Consider the following 19,735-nt stretch of genomic DNA (forward strand, 5'->3'; position numbering starts at 1 on the left):
CGCGCCCGGCACGGACGCGGCCCCTTCGCACGCGGTCGTCAGAACGTGGACGCGTCGATGACGAAGCGGTAGCGCACGTCGGAGGCGAGCACCCGCTCGTACGCCTCGTTGATCTTCTCGGCTCCAATGACCTCGATCTCGGCGCCCAGCCCGTGCTCGGCGCAGAAGTCGAGCATCTCCTGGGTCTCCGCGATGCCGCCGATGTTCGACCCGGCGAACGACCGGCGGGCCGGGATCAGCGAGAACGCGTGCACCGACAGCGGATCCTCGGGCGCGCCCACGTTGACCAGCGTCCCGTCCACCGCGAGCAGCCGCAGGTACGCGTCCATGTCGAGGGTCGCGCTGACCGTGTTGATGATCAGGCCGAACGAGTTGGCCAGCTCACGGAACGTCTCCTCGTCCGAGGTGGCGTAGTAGTGGTCGGCACCGAGCCGCAGCCCGTCCTCCCGCTTCTTCAGCGACTGCGACAGCACAGTCACCTCGGCGCCCATCGCGTGGGCCAGCTTCACGGCCATGTGGCCGAGACCGCCCATGCCGATCACCGCAACCCGGGTGCCCGGCCCGGCGTTCCAGTGCCGCAGCGGCGAGTACGTGGTGATGCCGGCGCAGAGCAGCGGCGCGGCGGCGTCCAGCTCGATGCCGTCCGGGATGCGCAGCACGAAGTCCTCGGTGACCACGATGGCCTGCGAGTAGCCGCCCTGGGTCGGCTTGCCGTCCCGCCCCACCCCGCCGTACGTGCCGGTGCTGCCCTTCAGGCAGTACTGCTCCAGCCCCTTGCGGCAGTTGTCGCACTCCCGGCAGGAGTCGACCAGGCAGCCGACGCCGACCCGGTCGCCGACGGCGAACTTCGTGACCGCCGAGCCGACCTCACGCACCACGCCCGCGATCTCGTGGCCGACCACGATCGGGTAGCGGGTCGGGCCCCACTCGCTGCGCGCGGTGTGGATGTCGGAGTGACAGATGCCGGAGAACTTGATGTCGATGAGAACGTCGTCCGGGCCGAGATCCCGCCGCTCGATGGTGGTCGGGACGAGCGGTTCGGTCGCGGACGTCGCCGCGTAGGCATTGACGGTGAGCACGGGTCCCCGCATTCCTTGAGCCGGTGTTTCCGGTCCTCCTACCCTCTCACCGGCGAGCGAACGCGGTGAGTCCGGCCACCACCGACGCGGTCACCACCCCGGCCAGCGGCCACGGGCTGCCGACCAGCGCGTACACGAGAAGCAGCAGCACCGCGGCGGCGGCCGCCCAGACCGGCACGGCCAGGCCGCGCGACATCGCCTCCCGCAGGCCGGGCCGCCACGTCGCCGGACGCCGCAGCAGCACCGCCACGCCGGCCACCGACAGCGCCGCGAACAGCCGGGACGCGCCGGACGAGGCCGGGGCCAGGACGCCGGCCAGCAGGCTCGCGAGCAGCGACCAGCCGGCCACCGACAGCAGGAGCCGCCGGATCCCGTCGTCCACGGTCCGGACCGGGTCGGGCCGGGCCACCGGCAGGTCCGCCAGCGCGGTCAGGTGCTCCAGCGTCTCGGCGTAGCGGCGTCGCTCCAGCCGGGCCACGCCCACGTCCTGCCCCGCCTCGCCCAGCTCCGGGTCCAGCCGCAGCGCCTCCCGGTAGGCCCGCTCGGCCAGGTCGAACAGTTGCAGCCGCACCGCGACCAGGCCCAGCACCAGGTGCGCCTCCGGCTCATCCGAGGCCAGCTCGACACCCCGCCACGCCGCGTCCAGCGCCGCCTGCCCGTTGCGCGACGCGGAGAGAATGGCGGCGGCGCTGCGCTGCGCGTACGCGTCGCCCGGACCGCGCGCCAGGATCTCGTCGGCGGTGGCCGCTGCGGGCTTCCAGCGTTCGAGGTCGAGCAGCGCGAAGCCACGGGCCACGAGCACCGGCAGGACACCCCCGGCCGTGTCGGCGGCACGCGTCCCGGACGTCTCAACGGCAACGGGCGGCTCGACGGCGGACGTTTCGCCGTCGGCTGTCACGGCGTCCGGAACTGGGGTCACGGCCGTCTCGGCGACGGCCAGCGCCTCCGCCGGACGCCCGGCGGCCAGGTGCATCCGGGCCAGCATGGTCAACGCGGGCAGGTGCCCGGGCTCGTCCGCGAGCAGCGCGGTGAGTTCGCCGACGCCCTCGTCGTAGCGGCCCAGCTCGGCGAGGAGATGGGCGCGTTGCAGGTAGCCGTCGGCGGCGGACTGGTCGGGTGCGGCGTCACTCGGCATCCCGGCGAGCGTATCCGCCCCGGCCCACCAGCTGCCGACAGCTCCCGTCGTCAGGAACTCCGGCAGGCGACGCCCGCCCGGCCGCCACACGTCCCGAGGCTGCACCACCGGCGCAGCCCGCTCTCGTCCAGGAACAACCACCCGCAGCTCCGGTCCGGGCAGGCCCGCACGGTGAACCGGGCCGGATCGGCGAGCAGTTGCGCGCCGCTGAACGCGGCGGCGTGCACCGGCACCCGAAGGCCGGCGGCGAGGTCCGGCCACCAGCGACCGCGTCCGTCGACCGCGCGCCGGAACGCGAGCGTACGGGCGGCGGCCTCGGCGGCCCGGGCGACCGCTTCGAAGGCCGGGCCGTCGTCCGGGTCGACCAGGCTGGCGTAGAGCGCGGCGCGGAGCGTACGGGCCTCGTCGAGCACCACCTCCGCCGTGCCGGGATCGCGCCGGGCGAGGTGAAGCAGACGGTTCATCGACACCTCGTCCACCAGCCCGACATGGCCGGCCCAGACAGCAAGGGTGCGATAGCCGCGCAGCCACTCGGCGCCGGGCAACGGGGACTCGCGCCCCCAACCGGCGAGGGTGTTGCAGAAGTCCAGGGCCGGGTGGCCGCCCACGCTCCACGGCAGGCTCTCGTCGTTCACCCGGATCTCGTGCATCGGCCGGCCGACCCGGTCCAGGCGGTCGTCGCCCGCGAGCACCCGCCGCTGCACCTCGCGGAGCCGGGGCCCCGGCTCGACACCGAAGTCGGCCACGAGCAGGTCCCGCGTGGCGCGGTAGAGGCGCAGCGCGTCGGCCCGCCGGGCACCCCGGTACAGGGCGGTCATCAGGACCGCCACGAGGTGTTCCCGCGTCGGGTGCTCGGCGGCCAGCGGCAGCAGTTCGGCGATCGCCCGCGTGTGCTGGCCCAACGCGAGCTGCGCCTCGGCCCGTAGCTCCACGGCCACCAGGCGTAGCTCCTCGACAGTGCCGTGCAGCCGGTGCCGCAGCTCGTCGTCCGCCGCGTCGGCGAGCAACGGCCCGCGCCAGAGAGCCAGCGCCCGGTCGAGCGACCGCACCCGCTCGGCGGGGTCGGCGGCTCTCCCGGCCCTCCGGACCAGTTCGGCGAACTCGTCGACGTCGACCCGGTGCCCGTCCTCCTCGACCACGTAGCCCTCGCCCCGGGTGCTGATCCGCACTCCGTACGCGTGGAGCGAGCCCCGCAGCCGCCCGACGTACGTCTGCACCACGCCCCGAGCGGCGGCCGGCGGCCGGCCGTTCCAGAGCAGGTCGATGAGGCGGTCGGTCGGCACCACGCGCCCCACGTCGAGCAGCAGCATCCCGAGCAGGCATCGCTCCTGGCGTCGGCTGCCGACCTCGACCGGCCGACCGTCGTGGCGGGCCTCGAACGGCCCGAGCAGGCGGAACTCCATACCGAACAGGACCGGTCGATCCGGGCCGGAGGTTGCCGTGCGGCGGTGATCGCATGGTCAGCCGTCCGGTCGTCCGGTCCGCCCGCTCGGAACGGCTCCGCACAGTGCGGTCAGCCCGTGGTGAGCCGGCCCGGCGATCCTGACCGCCCTGACCACCGACGAGATGGAGAGCGGACATGCGTTTCAGGATGAGCGTCGCGGTGGCGGCGGTTGTGGCAGTGGTTGTCGCGGCGCTACCCGGCTCGGCGACCGCCGCGCCGGACCGGCACCACGGCGTCGGCGCCTGGGAGCCGGCCCCACAGGCGCCATTCGAGTTGCCCGCCGGCGCGCGATGCGAGTTCGCGGTACGCGTGGAGCCGATCGTGGACGAGGTGCGCAAGTTGACGCTCGCCACGTATCCGGACGGCGCACCGAAGCGAGAACTGTTCACCGGCGCCCTGATCAACCGGGTGACGAACCTGGAGACCGGCGCCACGTCCACCGCTGACGCGAGCGGCACCTCGCTCGTCGACTACCGCACCGACGGCTCGATGACCTGGTACGTGACCGGGCCGGTGCTCCTCGGCTTCCGGGAGAACGCCGGCACGCTGCCGAAGGGGCTGTGGATCGTCGACGGCCAGTTCCGGGTGGAGTTCTCCCCCACCTACGACAAGACCATCACGATGCTCCACGGCACGACCCACAACGTCTGCACCGACGTCGACTGATCGGGTGACGCGGTGACCGGCGTCCCCGGTCACCGCGTCAGTCGGCCGGGGCCTCGTAGACCAGGGCCACCGCGATCCCGGCCAGCCCTTCCCCACGCCCGGTGAAGCCGAGGCCGTCGGTGGTCGCAGCGGACACGGTCACCGGCGCGCCGACCGCCTCGGAGAGCACCCGCTGCGCTTCCTCCCGGCGCGGCCCGATCTTGGGGCGGTTGCCGACGACCTGCACCGACACGTTGCCGATCCGGAAGCCCGCCGCCCGTACCCGGCGCGCGCTCTCGGTCAGCAGCGCCACCCCGGAGGCACCGGCCCACTCCGGCTGGTCCACCCCGAAGTTCGCGCCCAGGTCACCGAGGCCGGCGGCGGAGAGCAGCGCGTTGCAGGCGGCGTGCGCCGCCACGTCGGCGTCGGAGTGACCGGCCAGGCCGTCCTGGTCCGGCCAGTGCAGGCCCGCGACCCAGCAGGGCCGCCCGGCCGCGAACGCGTGCACGTCGGTGCCGACGGCCACCCGAGGAACGATCATGACCAGAGGGTACGCGCTGCGCCTTGACGGCCGCCCGGGCTGTGGTTAGCTTGGTTTCTGTACGCCCCAGTGTCGCCTCTGCCTCGCGCATGCGCCTGGGGCTCTTTCTTGCCGTCGGCGCGCCGGACAATCCGCCGCGATCGTCACGCTTAGCATCCAGTCCGTGACGCCACACCCCCATGCGCGAACCGTGCATCACTGGATCTCCCTCGGCAGGTTCCATCCCTATCTGGCTGCCGCCGGTGGCGACGAGAGCAAGGCCTGTGAGCTTTACGAGTGGAGCGTCGCCCTGACGGGCGCGTCGTTCGAGGCGTTTCACTACGTCGAGGTCGTCACCCGCAACGCGATAGATCGGGAGATGAGGGCGCACCTCAACGAGCCGGGCCGCGGTATCCCATGGTTCCTTCTGACGGTCAGCGGTAAGCGCCAGGTGCAGGATGGAATCGATCGAAACGTCTCCGAGGTCCGCGCGCGCTTGCGTCGAGAGCACTCCCAGAAGGAAACCCGCGACCAAATCATCGCGGGCTTGAGCTTCGGCTTCTGGGTCTCGATGTTGGGTTCGGAGCACGAGCAACTCTGGCGGGAGGCCCTGCACCGCGCCTTCCCCTACTCGTCCGGCAAGCGCCACGATGTCGCCAGCGCCATGAATGCCCTCCGGGTGTTCCGCAATCGGCTGGCTCATCATGATTCGCTTCTCGCCACCGACGTGCCGTTCCGCCTCAGCCAGATGATCGATGTCGTCGCGTGGGCGGACCCGGACGCCGCCCGCTGGCTCAGGAGGATCGAGCGGGTGACCGAGGTGCACCGACTGCGCCCAGCCGCCCGCAACGACACCGTGGTGGTCCCCGCCAGGAACGCATGGGGGCTCTATCAGTCGACGCGAGCGTACGTCTGCCAGGCGGGCAGATCATTTCAACCTGTGGATCATCTGGCCTTCTACTCTCAGCGCCAGATCCTTCCAGAGGTGCCCAAGATTCTCTTTCGGCTCGACAACGTCGATTGGACAGTCGGTGAGGTGAACCGGCTCCGAGCGACGGGCGAACGGCGCGACGCCCTCCTCGCCGACATCATCGAGGTCAGCCGCAAGCAGGGGTGGACCGAAGGGCGCTATCAGGTATTCGGCCTCACCGCGCCAGGTTCGGCTGGCCACCTGACGCTACCGACGCCCATCCCGCATCACAGCCGAGGCAGAGGTAGCGCCTTCACCCAGGGTCAGCGGTATGTCGTCCGAGACCGCCTGCGCCGGGCTCGATCCACCGCCGACCTGTGAGGAGTACGTCAGGCGCCGGTGGACAGCAGGTGTTCGGCCAGGGACAGGTCGAACGGGCGGGTGATCTTCAGGGCCAGCTCGGAGCCGGGTACGCAGGTGACCGCGATCCCCTGCTTCTCGACCAGCCCGGCGTCGTCGGTGAGCGCGTCACCCGCCGACCGGTGGGCCGCGAGCAGTACCGAGCGGCGGAAGCCCTGCGGCGTCTGGACCGCCCGCAACGCGGACCGGTCGACGGTGCCGAGCACCCGCTCGGCCGCGTCGACCTCCTTGACGGTGTCGACCACCGGCAGCACCGGGATCACCGCGTCGTGCCCGTCGCGGACCGCCGCCGCCACCGACTCGACCAGGCCCGGCGGGGTGAGCGCACGGGCGGCGTCGTGCACCAGGACGATCTCCGGACCGGCGGGCACCGCTGCGAGAGCCGCCGCCACCGACGCCTGGCGCTCGGCGCCACCGGGCACCACTGTCACCGGCGCCACGGGCGCCAGCATCGCGCGTACCGCCTCGACCTCGGTGGCCGGTGCGGCCACCACGATCGTGTGCACCGAGGGCGCGGCGGCGACCCGGCGGACGGCGTGCACGAGCAGTGGTTCACCGGCGAGCGGGCGGAGCGCCTTGGGGGCGCCGGGTCCGAGGCGTACGCCGGCACCGGCCGCAGGAACGAGGACCGCGACGTCACCGCGCGGATTGAGCTGCGCGGTCACGTCGCGGTCCTCGGATTCGTTCGCTGCGGGGTGGGTAGAGGCAGAGGTGTGGATCAGGCCTCGGTCAGCACCTTGTCGAGCAGCGTCTCGGCCTCGTCCTTGGTGCTCTTCTCGGCCAGCGCGACCTCGCCGACGAGAATGTCACGAGCCTTGGCGAGCATCCGCTTCTCGCCCGCCGACAGGCCCCGCTCCCGCTCCCGGCGCCACAGGTCGCGGACGACCTCGGCCACCTTCAGCGGGTTACCGGAGGCCAGCTTCTCCAGATTCGCCTTGTAACGCCGCGACCAGTTGGTCGGCTCCTCGGTGTGTGGTGCACGGAGCACGTCGAAGACCTTGCCCAGGCCCTCTTCGCCAACCACCTCGCGCACACCCACGATCTCGGCGTTCTCGGCGGGAACCCGGACCGTCAGGTCACCCTGTGCGACCCTCAGGACGAGGTATTGCTTGGGCTCGCCCTTGATGACCCGAGTCTCGATTGCCTCGATGAGTGCGGCCCCGTGGTGGGGGTAAACAACGGTCTCGCCGACACTGAAAACCATAGGTTCGAAACCCCTTTCGCTGTGTCTAGGGTAACACGCTCAGGCACCGATGTCTCACCGCTGTCCTGACCGTTGGCGCAGCTCAGGGGCCCTGTGAGAGGTATTTCTTCAGCTTGACAGGCGGCCAAACCGATGGTTTCGACACGCTCCGTGAGGATCACGTGACAACCCGGTAAGGGGTGACGGGAGCGTCCAGATCTAGGGCAATGCGCTCCTTCCATGGTAGCTCCGCAAGTCCGTCCGCGCCCAGGTGTGGCGTTACGGCGGCCGGTGCGGGACGCTGGGAGAGGACGCGACGTCCGCTCACCGAGACGTTCCTGGGGGTCCGATGGGCGTGCCTGACGCTGACGGCCAGGGGCCGCCGGACGGGCTCCCCGGCCTGCCCCCGGAGTGGGGCCGCGTGGTCGTCCCGGACGACGCCTCGGCGCTCGCCGACGAGGCCCGGCAGGTCCGCCGGGAGCTACGGCGGGCACGAACGGCCGCCGGCCGCCGCACCGGCTCGCTCCGCCTCGGACTACCGGCGCTGATCCTGCTCGTATCGGTGCTGATCACACTCGCCGGCCTCGCGGCGGTCACCTGGCCACGCGCCACCCGGTCCGGCGCACCGACAGTGCTCCCCCACGGCGGCGGCGCAGCCCCGCAACCGGTCGGCCCGCTTCCCGCGCTGGACCTGGTCGGCGCAGACGACGTGCCGGTGCCGCTGCGCAGCATGCTGCCCGCCATGATCATCCTGACCGACGCCTGCGCCTGCGCCGAGCAGGTCACCGCGGCGGCCGGAGCCGCCCCGCCCGGCGTCACGGTGGTCACCGTGACCGCGGGCCGGCGGGCCGGCTCGGCGAGCGTCCCGGGGGTACGCCCACTCGGCGACCCGGCCGGCGGGCTGCGCTCCTACCTGCACCTGTCCGCCCAGCCCGGCATCGCCCCGGCGCTGCTGGTGGACCGGCAGGGCTCGCTGGTGCGGGTGGTGCCGGAACTGGGCCCGCTGTCGGACTACCGGGCCGACCTGGCCCGGCTGGCCGGCTGACCGACCGTCAGTAGAGCGCCTCGAGCCGGGCGTCCAGGTCGGCCCGGCCCCTTATCGCGACGAACCGCATCTGCACCAGCTCGCCACTGCCGCCCACCACCGGCACGTCCAGCTGCCCGCCGCAGCGCAGCGCCCGCCGGAACTCGTCGTCCCCGAGGCCGGAGACGAGTACGACGACCAGCCCGTCACCGGCGCAGCTCACCGACAGCCGGTAGTTGTCGCCCCGCGTGGGCCGTACCTGCCGGACGACAGGCGGCCCGCCCGGCGTCAGCCGGGACCTCTCCCGCCACACGACGTGCGACACCTGGAGCAGACGCGTCGTGCCGTCGTCCTCCACCCGTATCACCACCGAGCGGTCCGGCTCGGCACGCGGCACGCGGCGGTTGTCCAACGCCGCTTCGCGCCCGGCGCGTGGCACCGGACGCGCTTCGCCCGTCGACGGGTCGACCCGCCAGTTGCGCGGGGCCAGATCCACGCTCGCGGGCGCGGCCGACGTGGCCGGGCCGGGCTGCGGGGCCGCCGACCGCCACCAGGCCGAGCCGAGCAACAGCGCCAGGACGGTCAGGCCGGCCAGCAACGCCCGCCCGTCCCGCTCCTCGGAGGCCATGCGGGCAGCGTATCGGCGCGGCGCGACCGGGGCGACCCGTCAGCCCACGCGTTCCAGCAGCGCCGCGTAGAGCGTCAGCCCCGGCCCGAACGCGAGCATCACCACCCAGCGCGGCGGCGACGGCTCCGTACGCCACAGCCGGTCCAGGATCAGCAGCGTCGTCGGGGACGAACAGTTGCCGTGCTCGGCGAGCGTCCCCCGGGAGGCGGCGAGCCCGTCCGGCTGCAGCGCCAGCTCACGCTCCACCACGTTGAGGATCCGCGGCCCGCCCGGGTGCACCGCCCAGCCGTCCACGTCGGAGCGTTCGCACCCGTGCCGTGCCAGCAGCTCGTCGACCAGGGTCCGGACGTGCCGGGAGAGGACCTGCGGCACCTTGGGCGACAGCCCCATCCGGAAGCCGGTGTCGGTGACGTCCCACGTCATGTGGTCGGCCGTGGAGGTGTCGGTGACCGAGGTGACCTCGCGCAGCGCGTACCCCCGGCCCCCGGGGACGACCACGGCGGCGACCGCGGCGTCCGAGAACAGCGCGTGGGAGACGATCTGCTGGGTGTCCACCCGGGCGCCCGGCGGCTGGATGTGCAGGCTGGTCAACTCCGCGCAGAGCAGCAGCGCGGGACGCCCCCGGGCGGTGACGAAGTCGCTCGCCGCGCCCAGCCCGGGCAGGGCCGCGTAGCAGCCCATGTGCCCGACGAACATGCGCTGGGTGCTCGGCGACATGCCGAGGTCCCGGGCGAGCAGGATGTCCAGCCCCGGGGTGGCGTACCCGGTGCAGGAGCAGACGATGAACATCCCGATGTCGGCGGCGTCCAGGCCGGCGGCGGTGAGCGCCCGGCTGACCGCCTCCTTGCCCAGCGGCAGCGCCTCGACCTGGTAGCGGCGCATCCGGCGCTCGGTCGGCCACTCCGAGACGTCCTCCAGCAGCGGGTTGACCGCCGCCTGCCGCCGGGTGACGCCCGAGTTCGCGAAGATCCGCTGCGCCAGCGCCCGGGTGTTCCCCTGGAAGTGCCCCGCGAAGAAACCCGTCCACAGCTCGTCCTGGTCCGCGCCCGGCGGATGCGCCGTACCCAGGCCCGCGATCACCGGCATGCCCACGTCCCCCACCCCTCCCTCATCTCTCGCACCAACCCTGGTCACCCGGCAGCCTTTCGTTCGCGACTGCGGGGCTCGCAAAACCGGCTCGCTCCTCGCGCTTCACCAACGAGGGAGCGCGCTGTCCCGGTCCGGGTCGCCGCCGAGCGCGGCGATGCCGAGCCAGTCGGCGCACACGTCGGACGTGGCCGGGTGCAGCGAGCCGCAGCGGGCGTCCCGGTAGAGCCGCTCCAGCGGATGCCCGCGCCGGGTCGCCGAGGTGCCGGCCGCCTCCAGCATCGAGGCCGCGACCTCGGCGGCGGTGGTGCCGGCCAGCAGCTTGGCCCGCCACACCCAGCGGTTCGTCTCGGCGTCGCCGGGCGCCTCGTCGACCCGGCGGGCCGCCTCGGCGACCACCAGTTCGGCGGCGGCGGTGGCCGCGTCCGCCCGGCCCAGGCGGGCCCGCACCGCGGGCAGCCCGGCGAGGTTGCGGGCGTTGAGGTGCTCGGCGGCCGCGTCGATCGCGGCCCGGGCCACGCCCACGTAGACCGCCGCGTAGCTCGCCACCAGCCAGTGCGGCATGAGCTGCGCGACCACCAGAGCCAGCCCCTCGACGCCGCCGAGCAGCCGGTCGGCCGGAACCGTCACGTCCAGGTGCACGTCGTGCGACGAGGTGGCCCGCATGCCGAGCGAGTCCCAGGTGGGCTCCACGGTGATCCCGTCCCCGGCCGGAACCAGGAACTGCGACACCACCGACTGGTCGGCGGCGCTGCGGGCAGCCACCAGGTAGCCGTCCGGGTGGCCGGCGCCGGAGCAGAACGTCTTGCTGCCCTTGATGTGCCAGCCGCCCTCGACCGGCTCGTAGACGGTGCTGAGCTGCGACAGCCGGGCGCCGGCGCCGCGTTCGCTCATCGCCACCGCGTACCAGGCGCCGTCGGCCGCCGCGCGCAGCAGCCGGTCCCGCGCCGCCAGCGCCTCATCCGGTACGCCGAGCGCCTCGGCCAGTTCCTCGGTGACCGCGCCCAGCGCGCCGGTGACCGAGGCGTGCATGTTGAACACCAGCGCGGTCGCGCCGTTGCCCCGGGCCAGTTCGGTGGCGACCGCCGCGTACTCGAAGAAGCTCGCGCCCGCGCCACCCAGCTCGGGCGGCACCATCAGCCCGAACAGCCCGGCCGCCCGCAGGTCCGCGAAGTCTTCCACGGGGAACGAGCCGTCGCGGTCGTGCCCGGCCGCGCGGGCGGCCAGTCGCGGCGCCAACCGGCGGGCCGCCTCCAGCGCGTGCACAGTCATGTCGCCCCCTTCTCGGCGTCCCTTTACCCCGGGCGGCCCCGGCTACCCGCCCCGGCGCCCCCAGCCCTGGTACAGCACCGCCGCCGACCGGGTCGGCACCATGCGCGGCTCGGTCCTCGCCGGACGGTCGCCGCCGCGCATGCGGCGCAGCAACCAGGCAAGCGTGCCGCCCAACTCCGGGCGGACCCCGCGTACCTCGAGCGACACGCCGTGCCGGGCGCACTCGGCGACGAGCGCGCGGGCGTCGACGAACAACCGGGGGTCGTGGATGCCGCGCGGCACTGTGGGCAGCCGTTCGCCCAGCTCCACCGCGACCAGCCGGGCCAGCAGCGTGTCGTTCAGCGTGTCCAGCACCAGCAGGCCGCCGGGCCGCAGCAGCCGGCACGCCTCGGCGACCGCGCGCCGCCAGTCCGGCACGTGCTCCAGCACCTCTCCGGCGGAGACCACCGCCGCGCAGCCGTCGGTCAGCGGCACCGCCGTCGCGTCGCCCTGGACCGCTGTCACCCCGTGGTCGGCGGCCTGGTCCAGCGCGGAGCGGGTCAGGTCCACCCCGACGTGGCGGTAGCCCTTGCCGGCCAGGTGCGGGGCCAGCAGCCCGGCGCCGCAGCCCAGATCGACGAGCAGATCGTCCGGCGTGGACGCCGGTGGCACCAGCGCCGCGCGCGCCCGCGCCAGCCAGTGCAGCATCGCGAACGCGCCGTCCGGCCGCCACCACTCGTCGGCCAGATCGTCGTACTGCCGGGGGTCGTTCGGCGGCAGCACCCGGTGCGGAGTGGACACCCCGGGCACGTCAGGCATGCGTCGAGCGTGGCACGACTGCCCGGTAACGACCAGACTTCCCTTATGTCGACACGGGTGTTAGGGCTGGTCAAGGCGAGCCATCCGGAACCCGCTGCGGCGGTCACCGTGGTCGCCGCGCTGCTCGCCGCCGGCGCCGGGCACTCCGCGGCCGGCGTCGCGGCGGTGGCGCTGACGGTGCTGGCCAGCCAGCTCGCTGTCGGCTGGAGCAACGATCTGATCGACGCCGAGCGGGACGCCGCGGTGGGGCGTACCGACAAACCGGTGACCACCGGCGCGGTCAGCCGGCCGGCGCTGGCCCGGGCCGTCGTGGTCGCCGCCGTCGCCACCCCGCTGCTGGCGCTGGCCGGCGGCCCGGCCGCGGCGGCCTGCGCCACGCTGGGCCTGGTCTCCGCGCTGCTCTACAACCGGCCGCTGAAGTCGACGGCGGTGTCGGTGCTGCCCTACGCGGTCTCGTTCGGCGCGCTGCCCGCGTTCGTGGTGCTGGCGCTGCCCGGCTCGCCCGCGCCGCCGGCCTGGCTGGTGGCCGCCGCCGCGCTGCTGGGCGCCGGCGCGCACTTCGCGAACGTGCTGCCCGACCTGGCCGACGACGCCCGGACCGGGGTGCGCGGCCTGCCGCACCGGCTGGGCCCCGCCGGCAGCCGGCTCGCCGCCGCCGGGCTGCTCCTGGCGGCCACCGTCGCGTTGGTCTTCGGCCCGCCGGGACCGCCGTCGTGGGCCGGGCTGTCGGCCGTCGCCGCCGCCGTCGCCGTGCCGGCCCTCGGCTGGTACGCGGGACGCGCCGCCGCCGGACGCTCGGCCAGCGCCTTCCGGGCGGTGCTGGTGGTGGCGCTCATCGATGTGCTGCTGCTGGTGACGAGCGGCCGGGTGGTCTGACGGTCTCCCTCGCCGGGTGGCATTGCCGGGTCCGCGTGCGGGCCTCGATCAGCTCCAACTACCCTGGAGCGCGGTCTGCGCGGGTATGGCCACCCCGTGCCCGGTGGTCGACCGGGCGGGGATCGTGACGAGGAGGACCGACGTGACGCGCTCGATCAGGGGTTCCCGGGGGCCGGCCCTGCTGCTGGCCGGCACGGCGGCGGCGAGCCTGCTGCTGTCCGGGTGCGGCACCGGGCAGATTTCCGAGACCGCCAACAAGATCCCGTCGGTACAGGGCGTCAACGTCCAGACCTCCGACAACCTGTACAAGGTGCGCGGTCTCTACGTGCGGACGCCGGGGCCGAAGGGCTACGAGGCGGGGTCGAACGCGCCGGTCAACGTGGTGATCTACAACGACAGCGAGAAGCCGGTGACCGTGACGGTCACCACCGACAGCGCCCGGGAGATCGTGCTCACCGGTTCCGGCGCGGGCGAGAGCGGCGCCGCCACCCCGACCGGTTCGCCCACCGAGCCGGGCACCGCCTCGCCGACCGCGAGCGACCCGAGCGCGTCGCCGAGCCAGTCGCTGGGGACGTCCGAGTCGCCGTCGGCCAGCCCGTCGCCGAGCGAGACCGGGTCCGCGCCCGCCGGTCAGCCGGCCCGGATCGAGATCCCGGCGCTCAGCTACGCCCAGCTCAACGCCGACAACCCGCGGTTCCTCCAGCTCGTCGGCCTGAACCAGAAGCTGCTCGTCGGCCAGCAGGTCAACCTGACCTTCGACTTCGGCGACGGCAAGGTCATCACGACCCCGGCGCCGATCGGCATCCCGCTGACCGCGGAGCCCACCCCGTCCAAGATCGTCAACCCGCGTGAGCACGGAGCCGAGGACGGTGGCGTCGAGGGCGGCCACTGACCCCCGTCCTCCTTCCGTCGGCACCGCCGCCGTGGCCAGCGCCACGCCGGCGGTGTCGCCGTTTCCGGTGGGCTTTCGTCGTACGGGCCGGTTAGCGTCCTGTGGTGACCACGCCCCGATCGACCCCCTCCCGTGCCGGCGCCGGCCGCGGTCGCGCCGCCCGTGAGCCCCGTCCGGCCTACGAGTGCGACGCCTGCGGTCACCAGCCCCCGAAGTGGGTGGGCCGGTGCCCCGAGTGCGGCGAGTGGGGCTCGGTGGTCGAGTCCACGATCACCGGCCCGCTGGTCTCCGGCCGGGTGGTCAGCTCGCGGATGCCGGCCGAGCCGGCCCGGCCGATCGCCACCATCAGCGCCGCGCCCGCCCGCGCCCGGGCCACCGGCGTCAGCGAGCTCGACCGGGTGCTCGGCGGCGGCCTCGTTCCCGGTGCCGTGGTGCTGCTCGCCGGGGAGCCCGGCGTCGGCAAGTCGACGCTGCTGCTCGACGTGGCCCAGCAGTGGGCTGCCGGCGCCGGCAGCCCGTCGCTGGTGGTCAGCGGCGAGGAGTCGGTCAGCCAGGTGCGGCTGCGCGCCGAGCGGATGGGCACCCTGCACGACCAGCTCTACCTGGCCGCCGAGAGCGACCTGTCGGCGGTGCTCGGCCACCTCGACGCGGTCAAGCCCGGCCTGCTGGTGCTCGACTCGGTGCAGACCATCTCCACCACCGGCACCGAGGGCGTGCCCGGCGGCGTCACCCAGGTCCGCGCGGTCACCGCCGCCCTGGTCGCGGTCGCCAAGGAGCGCGGCATCGCCACCGTGCTGGTCGGCCACGTCACCAAGGACGGCCAGGTGGCCGGCCCCCGGGTGCTGGAACACCTGGTCGACGTGGTGCTGCACTTCGAGGGCGACAAGCACTCCTCGCTGCGCATGGTGCGCGGCGTGAAGAACCGCTTCGGCGCGGCCGACGAGGTGGGCTGCTTCGAGATGCACGAGGGCGGCATCAGCAGCCTGGCCGACCCGTCCGGCCTGTTCCTGACCCGCTACTCCGAACCGGTGCCGGGCACCTGCGTGACGGTGGCGATGGAGGGGCGCCGGGCGCTGGTGACGGAGGTGCAGGCGCTGATCGGGGCCACCGTCGCCGGTTCGCCCCGGCGTACCGTCTCCGGCCTCGACAGCGCCCGGCTCGCCATGGTTCTCGCGGTGCTCCAGCGCCGGACCGAGCGGCTCACGCTGCACGACCGGGAGGTCTTCGCCGCCACTGTCGGCGGCATCCGGGTGGTCGAGCCGGCGGCCGACCTGGCGGTGGCGCTCGCGGTCGCCTCCGGCGGGCTCAACCTGGCGCTCAACCCGCATCTGGTGGCCATCGGCGAGGTCGGGCTCACCGGCGAGGTCCGTCGGGTCGGCGCGGTGCCCCGCCGGCTGTCCGAGGCGGCCCGGCTGGGCTTCCGGCTGGCCCTCGTGCCGCCCGGGTGCGGGCCGGAGAGCAGCGGCGCCGGGCCGGAGAACATGCGCGTGATCGAGGTCACTGACGTGCGGGCCGCCCTCCAGGCCGCCGCCCGCGCATCGGCGGAGTGACACGGTGGGATCCGCCGGGCGTTCCCGGACACGCGGCGCAGCCCGTGAAGAGCCGCCCGAGCCGGGCATCGTGACACATCACAGTAACCACGAGAGCACCCACCGCACGGCAGTCCGTAGACTGTGCCCGTGCCGATCGACCGCGATGCCACCAAGCCCGCAACGGCGACGCCGCACGCCCGTACCGGCGCCGTGAGCGGCAACCCCGCTCGTGCCATCAGCGTGAGCGTCAACGGAAGCGTCGGCGGCGGGGCGGGTGGCGACCCGCTGCGCGCCAACCTCGCCCTGATGGCTCCCGGCACCGCCCTGCGGGACGGCCTGGAGCGGATCCTGCGCGGCCGCACCGGCGCGCTGATCGTGCTCGGCTACGACAAGGTGGTCGAGCAGATCTGCACCGGCGGCTTCCCGATGGACGTGGAGTTCTCCGCCACCCGGGTCCGGGAGCTGTGCAAGATGGACGGCGCTGTCGTCCTCTCCAGCGACGGCACCCGGATCGTGCAGGCCGGCGTGCACCTGATGCCCGACCCGTCGATCCCGACCGAGGAGTCCGGCACCCGGCACCGCACCGCCGAGCGGGTGGCCCGGCAGACCGGCTACCCGGTCATCTCGGTCAGCCAGTCGATGCGGATCATCAGCCTCTACGTCAACGGCCAGCGGCACGTGCTGGACGACTCGGCGGCCATCCTGTCCCGCGCCAACCAGGCGCTGGCCACGCTGGAGCGCTACAAGCTGCGGCTGGACGAGGTCTCCGGCACGCTCTCCGCGCTGGAGATCGAGGATCTGGTCACCGTCCGCGACGCGGTGGCTGTGGTGCAGCGGCTGGAGATGGTCCGCCGCATCGCCGACGAGATCGCCGGTTACGTGGTCGAGCTGGGCACCGACGGCCGTCTGCTGGCCCTTCAGCTCGACGAGCTGATGGCCGGCGTGGACGCCGACCGCACCCTGGTCATCCGCGACTACCTGCCGGTCGGCCGCAAGTCACGCACCCTGGACGAGGCGCTCGTCGAACTCGACCTGCTCAGCGCCACCGAGCTGATCGATCTCGTGGCTGTCGCCAAGGCGATCGGTTACCCGTCCGCCTCCGACGCGCTCGACGCGGCGGTCAGCCCGCGCGGGTTCCGCCTGCTCGCCAAGGTGCCCCGGCTGCCGGTCGCCGTGGTCGACCGGCTGGTGGTGCACTTCGGCAGCCTCCAGCGGCTGCTCGGCGCGACCGTGGAAGACCTCCAGGCCGTCGAGGGCGTGGGCGACGCACGCGCCCGTGGGGTCCGCGAGGGCCTGTCCCGGCTCGCCGAGGCATCCATCCTCGAACGGTACGTCTGACCGACCGCTCAGCCGGTGATGGTCAGCTTCACCGGCTCGCTGATCTTGGTGCCGACGCGGGCGAACACCTGGTACGCGCCGATCGCCGCGAACTCACCGTTCGCGAGCCCGTTGGCGCACCGGTTGTCCACCCGGCCGTTCCAGCCCAGCTCGTAGGAGCGCTCGAAGTTCGGCGTGAACGACTGCGGGTCCGAGCCCTTGCCGGTGCCGCACGTGTCCGAGGACCAGATCTTCTCCGCGCCCGCCTTGATGTACAGCTCCTGCAGATCGGCGCCCACGTCCCGGCTGCACGTCCGGTTCGACACGTTCTTGACCTTGAGGCGCAGCGTGACCACAGTGCCCCGCTGGGCGGTGGCCGGCACCGCGACCGGCGTCACCAGCAGCTCCGAGTCGGTGCAGTTGCCGTCGTCCGAGACCGGCTGCCCGTTCGCGCCGCCGTTACCGGTGCCGCCGCCGTTGTTCGCGCCGCCGCCGGTGTTGCCGCCGCCGTCGCCCGTACCGCCGCCGGTGTTACCGCCGGTGCTGCCGCCGTCCGCGTCACCGGCCGTCGGTGACGGGCTGCCCGACTGCGGGGTCAGCACCGAGCCGGACGGGGCCGGCTCAGCCCCGGCGGAACCGGTCGGCGACGGGTCCGTGCCCGGCGCGCCGGTGTTGCGGTCCGTGCCGGTGCACGAGTAGAGCAGGACAATCAGGAAGAGCAGGCCCGCTCCGAGCACGACGGCACGACGCCGCCAGTACACGGCAGGGGGCAGGGGGCCGACCGTCAGACGCATGATGCGCCTACCGTAGCCGCGCGGCGCACGGCTCGCCGGTCCGACGCGCCGGGAACCCGCCGCCGTACGGCCGCCTCCGTCCACACCGGATAGCCGCCACCACCGTCAGAGGTAGACCTTGCGCTGGTAGATCGCGTGCGCGCCGGCCACCCGGTCGAGGAAGAGCAACCCGGCACAGTGGTCGATCTCGTGCTGGAGCGCGCGCGCCTCGAAACCGTCGGTCACCAGCCGGACCGGCTCCCCGGTGCCCGGCAGCACGCCCTCGACCACCAGCCGGCTGGCCCGCTTCACGTCGCCGGTCAGGTCCGGCACCGACATGCAGCCCTCCCGGCCGGCCTTCCACCGGCTCGCCTCCACCACCCGCGCGTTGCAGAGCACGAACGTGCCGTGCACGGTGACCGCCTTCGGGTGCCCGGTGACGTCCACCGCGAACACCTGCGCGCTCACCCCCACCTGCGGCGCCGCCAGACCCACACAGCCGGGCGAGACCCGCATCGTGGCCACCAGGTCAGCGGCGAGGCGTACCACCTCGGCAGACGTCGGGTCGACCTCCGGGCCGGGTTGGCTCAGCACCGGCTCCGGGGCGGTGACCACCGGACGTACCTCGCCGGGGACGCCGAGCTTCTCCGGGGTCCAGCCGCCCAGGCCCGCGTACTCCGGCCCGGTCACAGCAGATCCGTGTCCGCCGGGCGGAGGCTGACCCCGACACCCAGCTCCGCCGCGACGCGGGTGAGCCGGCCGGCCACCTCGTCGGAGACGCCCGGCGGCAGCTCGACCTCGGCGACCACCACGTAGAGCGAACCGGTCAACCGCGTGCTCAGGTCGGTCACGTTCCCGCCCGCGTCGGTGAGCACCCGGGTCATAGCCGCCACGATGCCCATCCGGTCGGCGCCGTGCACCGCCAGCACGTACGGCTCCCCGGTGGGCTCACTGCCGCCGTCCGGCGTGACCGCGCGTACGGTGGCCAGCAGATGCCCGTCGGCGGCGAGCGGGGCCAGCGCGGCCTCGACGTCGGCGGCGGCCGGGCCCACGCAGATCAGGGTCATCGCGAAGTGTCCACGCAGCCGGGTCATAGTCGAGTCGGTGAGGTTCGCGCCGAGCCGGGCGAGGACCTCCGCGACGTCGGCCACGATGCCCGGCCGGTCCCGGCCGATGACGGTGATCGCGAGCTCGTTCATTCGGACATTCTGCCCCGTCGCCCATGATCGATCGCGCCCGGCCACCCGCCCCGCCCAACCTGCGGGAAAGACAGCCGTGACATGATCGGCGGCGCGATGTCCGAGCCCACATTCGCCACCCAGGTCAGCCGGTGGTACGAGCGCAACGCCCGCGACCTGCCCTGGCGCAAGCCGGGCATCGGCGCCTGGGCGATCCTGGTCAGCGAGGTCATGCTCCAGCAGACGCCGGTGGTCCGGGTGGTGCCCGCCTGGGAGGCGTGGCTGGCCCGCTGGCCGGATCCGCGCGCGCTCGCCGAGGACACCCCGGCCGAGGCGATCCGGATGTGGGGACGGCTCGGCTACCCCCGCCGGGCGGTACGCCTGCGCGAATGCGCGGTGGCCGTCGTGGAGCGGCACGGCGGCGTGGTACCCGACCGGCTCGATCATCTGCTGGCGCTGCCCGGCGTCGGCACGTACACGGCTCGCGCGGTCGCCGCTTTCGCGTACGGGCAGCGGCACCCCGTGGTGGACACGAATGTCCGGCGGGTGGTGTGCCGGGCGATCGCCGGTGAACCCGACGCCGGTCCGACGACCCGCCCGGCCGACCTGGTCGCGACCGAGGAACTGCTGCCGATCGAGCCGGCCGCCGCCGCGCTGGCGAGCGCCGCGTTCATGGAACTCGGGGCGGTCGTCTGCACCGCCCGCGCCCCGCGCTGCGCGATCTGCCCCGTCGAGTCGAGCTGCGCCTGGCGGGCGTCCGGCCAGGCGGCCCCCACGGGACCGACGCGCCGCCCGCAGCGCTACGCCGGCACCGACCGGCAGGTACGCGGGCTGCTGCTCGCCGTGCTGCGGGAGTCCACCGGGCCGGTGCCGCATCAGCGGCTGGACCAGGTCTGGCACGACGACGTGCAGCGGGCGCGAGCGCTGGCCGGCCTGGTCACGGACGGCCTGGTGGAACCGGTGGGCGAGGAGTCGTTCCGCCTGGCCGGCGACGGCCCCGCCGTCCCCCTCCCCTGACCGCCC

At 73.7% G+C, this 19,735-nt stretch carries 21 protein-coding genes; 8 read left to right on the forward strand and 13 right to left on the reverse strand.

Annotated features, from left to right (window positions below):
- Window positions 1-38 precede the first annotated feature (38 nt).
- Genes DQE82_RS21100 through DQE82_RS21110 form a run of 3 tightly spaced genes read right to left on the reverse strand, consistent with a single transcriptional unit; the run spans window position 39 to window position 3,617 of the window.
- Window positions 39-1,079, reverse strand: coding sequence for an NAD(P)-dependent alcohol dehydrogenase (locus DQE82_RS21100; RefSeq protein WP_113973569.1), 1,041 nt, complete (start codon window positions 1,077-1,079; stop codon window positions 39-41).
- 46 nt (window positions 1,080-1,125) lie between these two features.
- Window positions 1,126-2,214, reverse strand: coding sequence for a lipopolysaccharide assembly protein LapB (locus tag DQE82_RS21105; protein WP_113973635.1), 1,089 nt, complete (start codon window positions 2,212-2,214; stop codon window positions 1,126-1,128).
- A 50-nt stretch (window positions 2,215-2,264) separates the two neighbouring features.
- Window positions 2,265-3,617 carry a BTAD domain-containing putative transcriptional regulator gene (locus DQE82_RS21110; protein ID WP_113973570.1) on the reverse strand — a complete coding sequence of 451 codons (1,353 nt, stop codon included), beginning with the start codon at window positions 3,615-3,617 and terminating at the stop codon, window positions 2,265-2,267.
- 176 nt (window positions 3,618-3,793) lie between these two features.
- Here DQE82_RS21110 and DQE82_RS21115 point away from each other — a divergent pair, with 176 nt between their 5' ends.
- Window positions 3,794-4,324 (forward strand): hypothetical protein, encoded by a 531-nt coding sequence (locus tag DQE82_RS21115; RefSeq protein WP_043327926.1) that lies wholly within the window; start codon window positions 3,794-3,796, stop codon window positions 4,322-4,324.
- Window positions 4,325-4,361: 37 nt separating this feature from the next.
- Here the strand turns inward: DQE82_RS21115 and ispF are convergent, their stop codons facing one another.
- The gene (gene ispF / locus DQE82_RS21120) at window positions 4,362-4,844 is read right to left on the reverse strand and encodes a 2-C-methyl-D-erythritol 2,4-cyclodiphosphate synthase (protein WP_043327925.1); all 483 of its coding nucleotides are present in this window, start codon (window positions 4,842-4,844) and stop codon (window positions 4,362-4,364) included.
- 163 nt (window positions 4,845-5,007) lie between these two features.
- Between ispF and DQE82_RS21125 the strand changes: the two genes are divergently transcribed.
- Complete coding sequence (locus DQE82_RS21125; RefSeq protein ID WP_197494894.1) at window positions 5,008-6,114, forward strand: hypothetical protein; 1,107 nt, start codon at window positions 5,008-5,010, stop codon at window positions 6,112-6,114.
- An 8-nt stretch (window positions 6,115-6,122) separates the two neighbouring features.
- Here the strand turns inward: DQE82_RS21125 and ispD are convergent, their stop codons facing one another.
- Window positions 6,123-6,818 (reverse strand): 2-C-methyl-D-erythritol 4-phosphate cytidylyltransferase, encoded by a 696-nt coding sequence (gene ispD, locus DQE82_RS21130; RefSeq protein WP_069089192.1) that lies wholly within the window; start codon window positions 6,816-6,818, stop codon window positions 6,123-6,125.
- Window positions 6,819-6,871: 53 nt separating this feature from the next.
- The gene (locus DQE82_RS21135) at window positions 6,872-7,357 is read right to left on the reverse strand and encodes a CarD family transcriptional regulator (protein WP_007073334.1); all 486 of its coding nucleotides are present in this window, start codon (window positions 7,355-7,357) and stop codon (window positions 6,872-6,874) included.
- Between the two features lie 328 nt (window positions 7,358-7,685).
- Here DQE82_RS21135 and DQE82_RS21140 point away from each other — a divergent pair, with 328 nt between their 5' ends.
- Window positions 7,686-8,381 (forward strand): hypothetical protein, encoded by a 696-nt coding sequence (locus DQE82_RS21140; protein ID WP_113973571.1) that lies wholly within the window; start codon window positions 7,686-7,688, stop codon window positions 8,379-8,381.
- 7 nt (window positions 8,382-8,388) lie between these two features.
- Here the strand turns inward: DQE82_RS21140 and DQE82_RS21145 are convergent, their stop codons facing one another.
- The 4 genes from DQE82_RS21145 to DQE82_RS21160 form a co-directional block, all read right to left on the reverse strand.
- Window positions 8,389-8,988 (reverse strand): hypothetical protein, encoded by a 600-nt coding sequence (locus DQE82_RS21145; protein ID WP_064446766.1) that lies wholly within the window; start codon window positions 8,986-8,988, stop codon window positions 8,389-8,391.
- 39 nt (window positions 8,989-9,027) lie between these two features.
- A complete protein-coding gene (locus DQE82_RS21150; RefSeq protein WP_370446801.1) occupies window positions 9,028-10,074 on the reverse strand; it encodes a type III polyketide synthase in 1,047 nt (348 codons plus the stop codon).
- A gap of 105 nt (window positions 10,075-10,179) precedes the next feature.
- Window positions 10,180-11,346 carry an acyl-CoA dehydrogenase family protein gene (locus tag DQE82_RS21155; RefSeq protein WP_113973573.1) on the reverse strand — a complete coding sequence of 389 codons (1,167 nt, stop codon included), beginning with the start codon at window positions 11,344-11,346 and terminating at the stop codon, window positions 10,180-10,182.
- Between the two features lie 42 nt (window positions 11,347-11,388).
- Entirely contained in the window at window positions 11,389-12,144 is a 756-nt protein-coding gene (locus tag DQE82_RS21160; RefSeq protein ID WP_113973574.1) for a methyltransferase domain-containing protein, read from the reverse strand.
- A gap of 45 nt (window positions 12,145-12,189) precedes the next feature.
- On the opposite strand from DQE82_RS21160, the gene DQE82_RS21165 reads away from it, so the two are divergent.
- The 4 genes from DQE82_RS21165 (at window position 12,190) to disA (ending at window position 16,782) form a co-directional block, all read left to right on the forward strand.
- Window positions 12,190-13,020: a UbiA family prenyltransferase gene (locus tag DQE82_RS21165; RefSeq protein ID WP_069089197.1), complete on the forward strand. Its 831-nt coding sequence runs from the start codon at window positions 12,190-12,192 to the stop codon at window positions 13,018-13,020.
- A 142-nt stretch (window positions 13,021-13,162) separates the two neighbouring features.
- Window positions 13,163-13,912 carry a hypothetical protein gene (locus DQE82_RS21170; protein ID WP_043330867.1) on the forward strand — a complete coding sequence of 250 codons (750 nt, stop codon included), beginning with the start codon at window positions 13,163-13,165 and terminating at the stop codon, window positions 13,910-13,912.
- 104 nt (window positions 13,913-14,016) lie between these two features.
- Window positions 14,017-15,462 (forward strand): DNA repair protein RadA, encoded by a 1,446-nt coding sequence (gene radA, locus DQE82_RS21175; RefSeq protein WP_064446858.1) that lies wholly within the window; start codon window positions 14,017-14,019, stop codon window positions 15,460-15,462.
- 129 nt (window positions 15,463-15,591) lie between these two features.
- Window positions 15,592-16,782, forward strand: a complete 1,191-nt coding sequence (gene disA, locus DQE82_RS21180; RefSeq protein ID WP_030502855.1) for a DNA integrity scanning diadenylate cyclase DisA — start codon at window positions 15,592-15,594, stop codon at window positions 16,780-16,782.
- Window positions 16,783-16,790: 8 nt separating this feature from the next.
- Here the strand turns inward: disA and DQE82_RS21185 are convergent, their stop codons facing one another.
- The 3 genes from DQE82_RS21185 to DQE82_RS21195 form a co-directional block, all read right to left on the reverse strand.
- Window positions 16,791-17,555, reverse strand: coding sequence for a hypothetical protein (locus DQE82_RS21185; protein WP_113973575.1), 765 nt, complete (start codon window positions 17,553-17,555; stop codon window positions 16,791-16,793).
- Between the two features lie 105 nt (window positions 17,556-17,660).
- Window positions 17,661-18,224 carry a peptide deformylase gene (locus DQE82_RS21190; RefSeq protein WP_043327917.1) on the reverse strand — a complete coding sequence of 188 codons (564 nt, stop codon included), beginning with the start codon at window positions 18,222-18,224 and terminating at the stop codon, window positions 17,661-17,663.
- Window positions 18,221-18,733: a glycine cleavage system protein R gene (locus tag DQE82_RS21195; protein ID WP_013288949.1), complete on the reverse strand. Its 513-nt coding sequence runs from the start codon at window positions 18,731-18,733 to the stop codon at window positions 18,221-18,223. The genes DQE82_RS21190 and DQE82_RS21195 overlap by 4 nt, the downstream gene beginning before the upstream one ends.
- Window positions 18,734-18,829: 96 nt before the next feature.
- Between DQE82_RS21195 and DQE82_RS21200 the strand changes: the two genes are divergently transcribed.
- Window positions 18,830-19,729: an A/G-specific adenine glycosylase gene (locus DQE82_RS21200; protein WP_064446859.1), complete on the forward strand. Its 900-nt coding sequence runs from the start codon at window positions 18,830-18,832 to the stop codon at window positions 19,727-19,729.
- The last annotated feature ends 6 nt before the right edge of the window (window positions 19,730-19,735 follow it).

Source organism: Micromonospora sp. LHW51205 (assembly GCF_003315815.1).
Taxonomy (GTDB): Bacteria; Actinomycetota; Actinomycetes; order Mycobacteriales; family Micromonosporaceae; genus Micromonospora; species Micromonospora chalcea.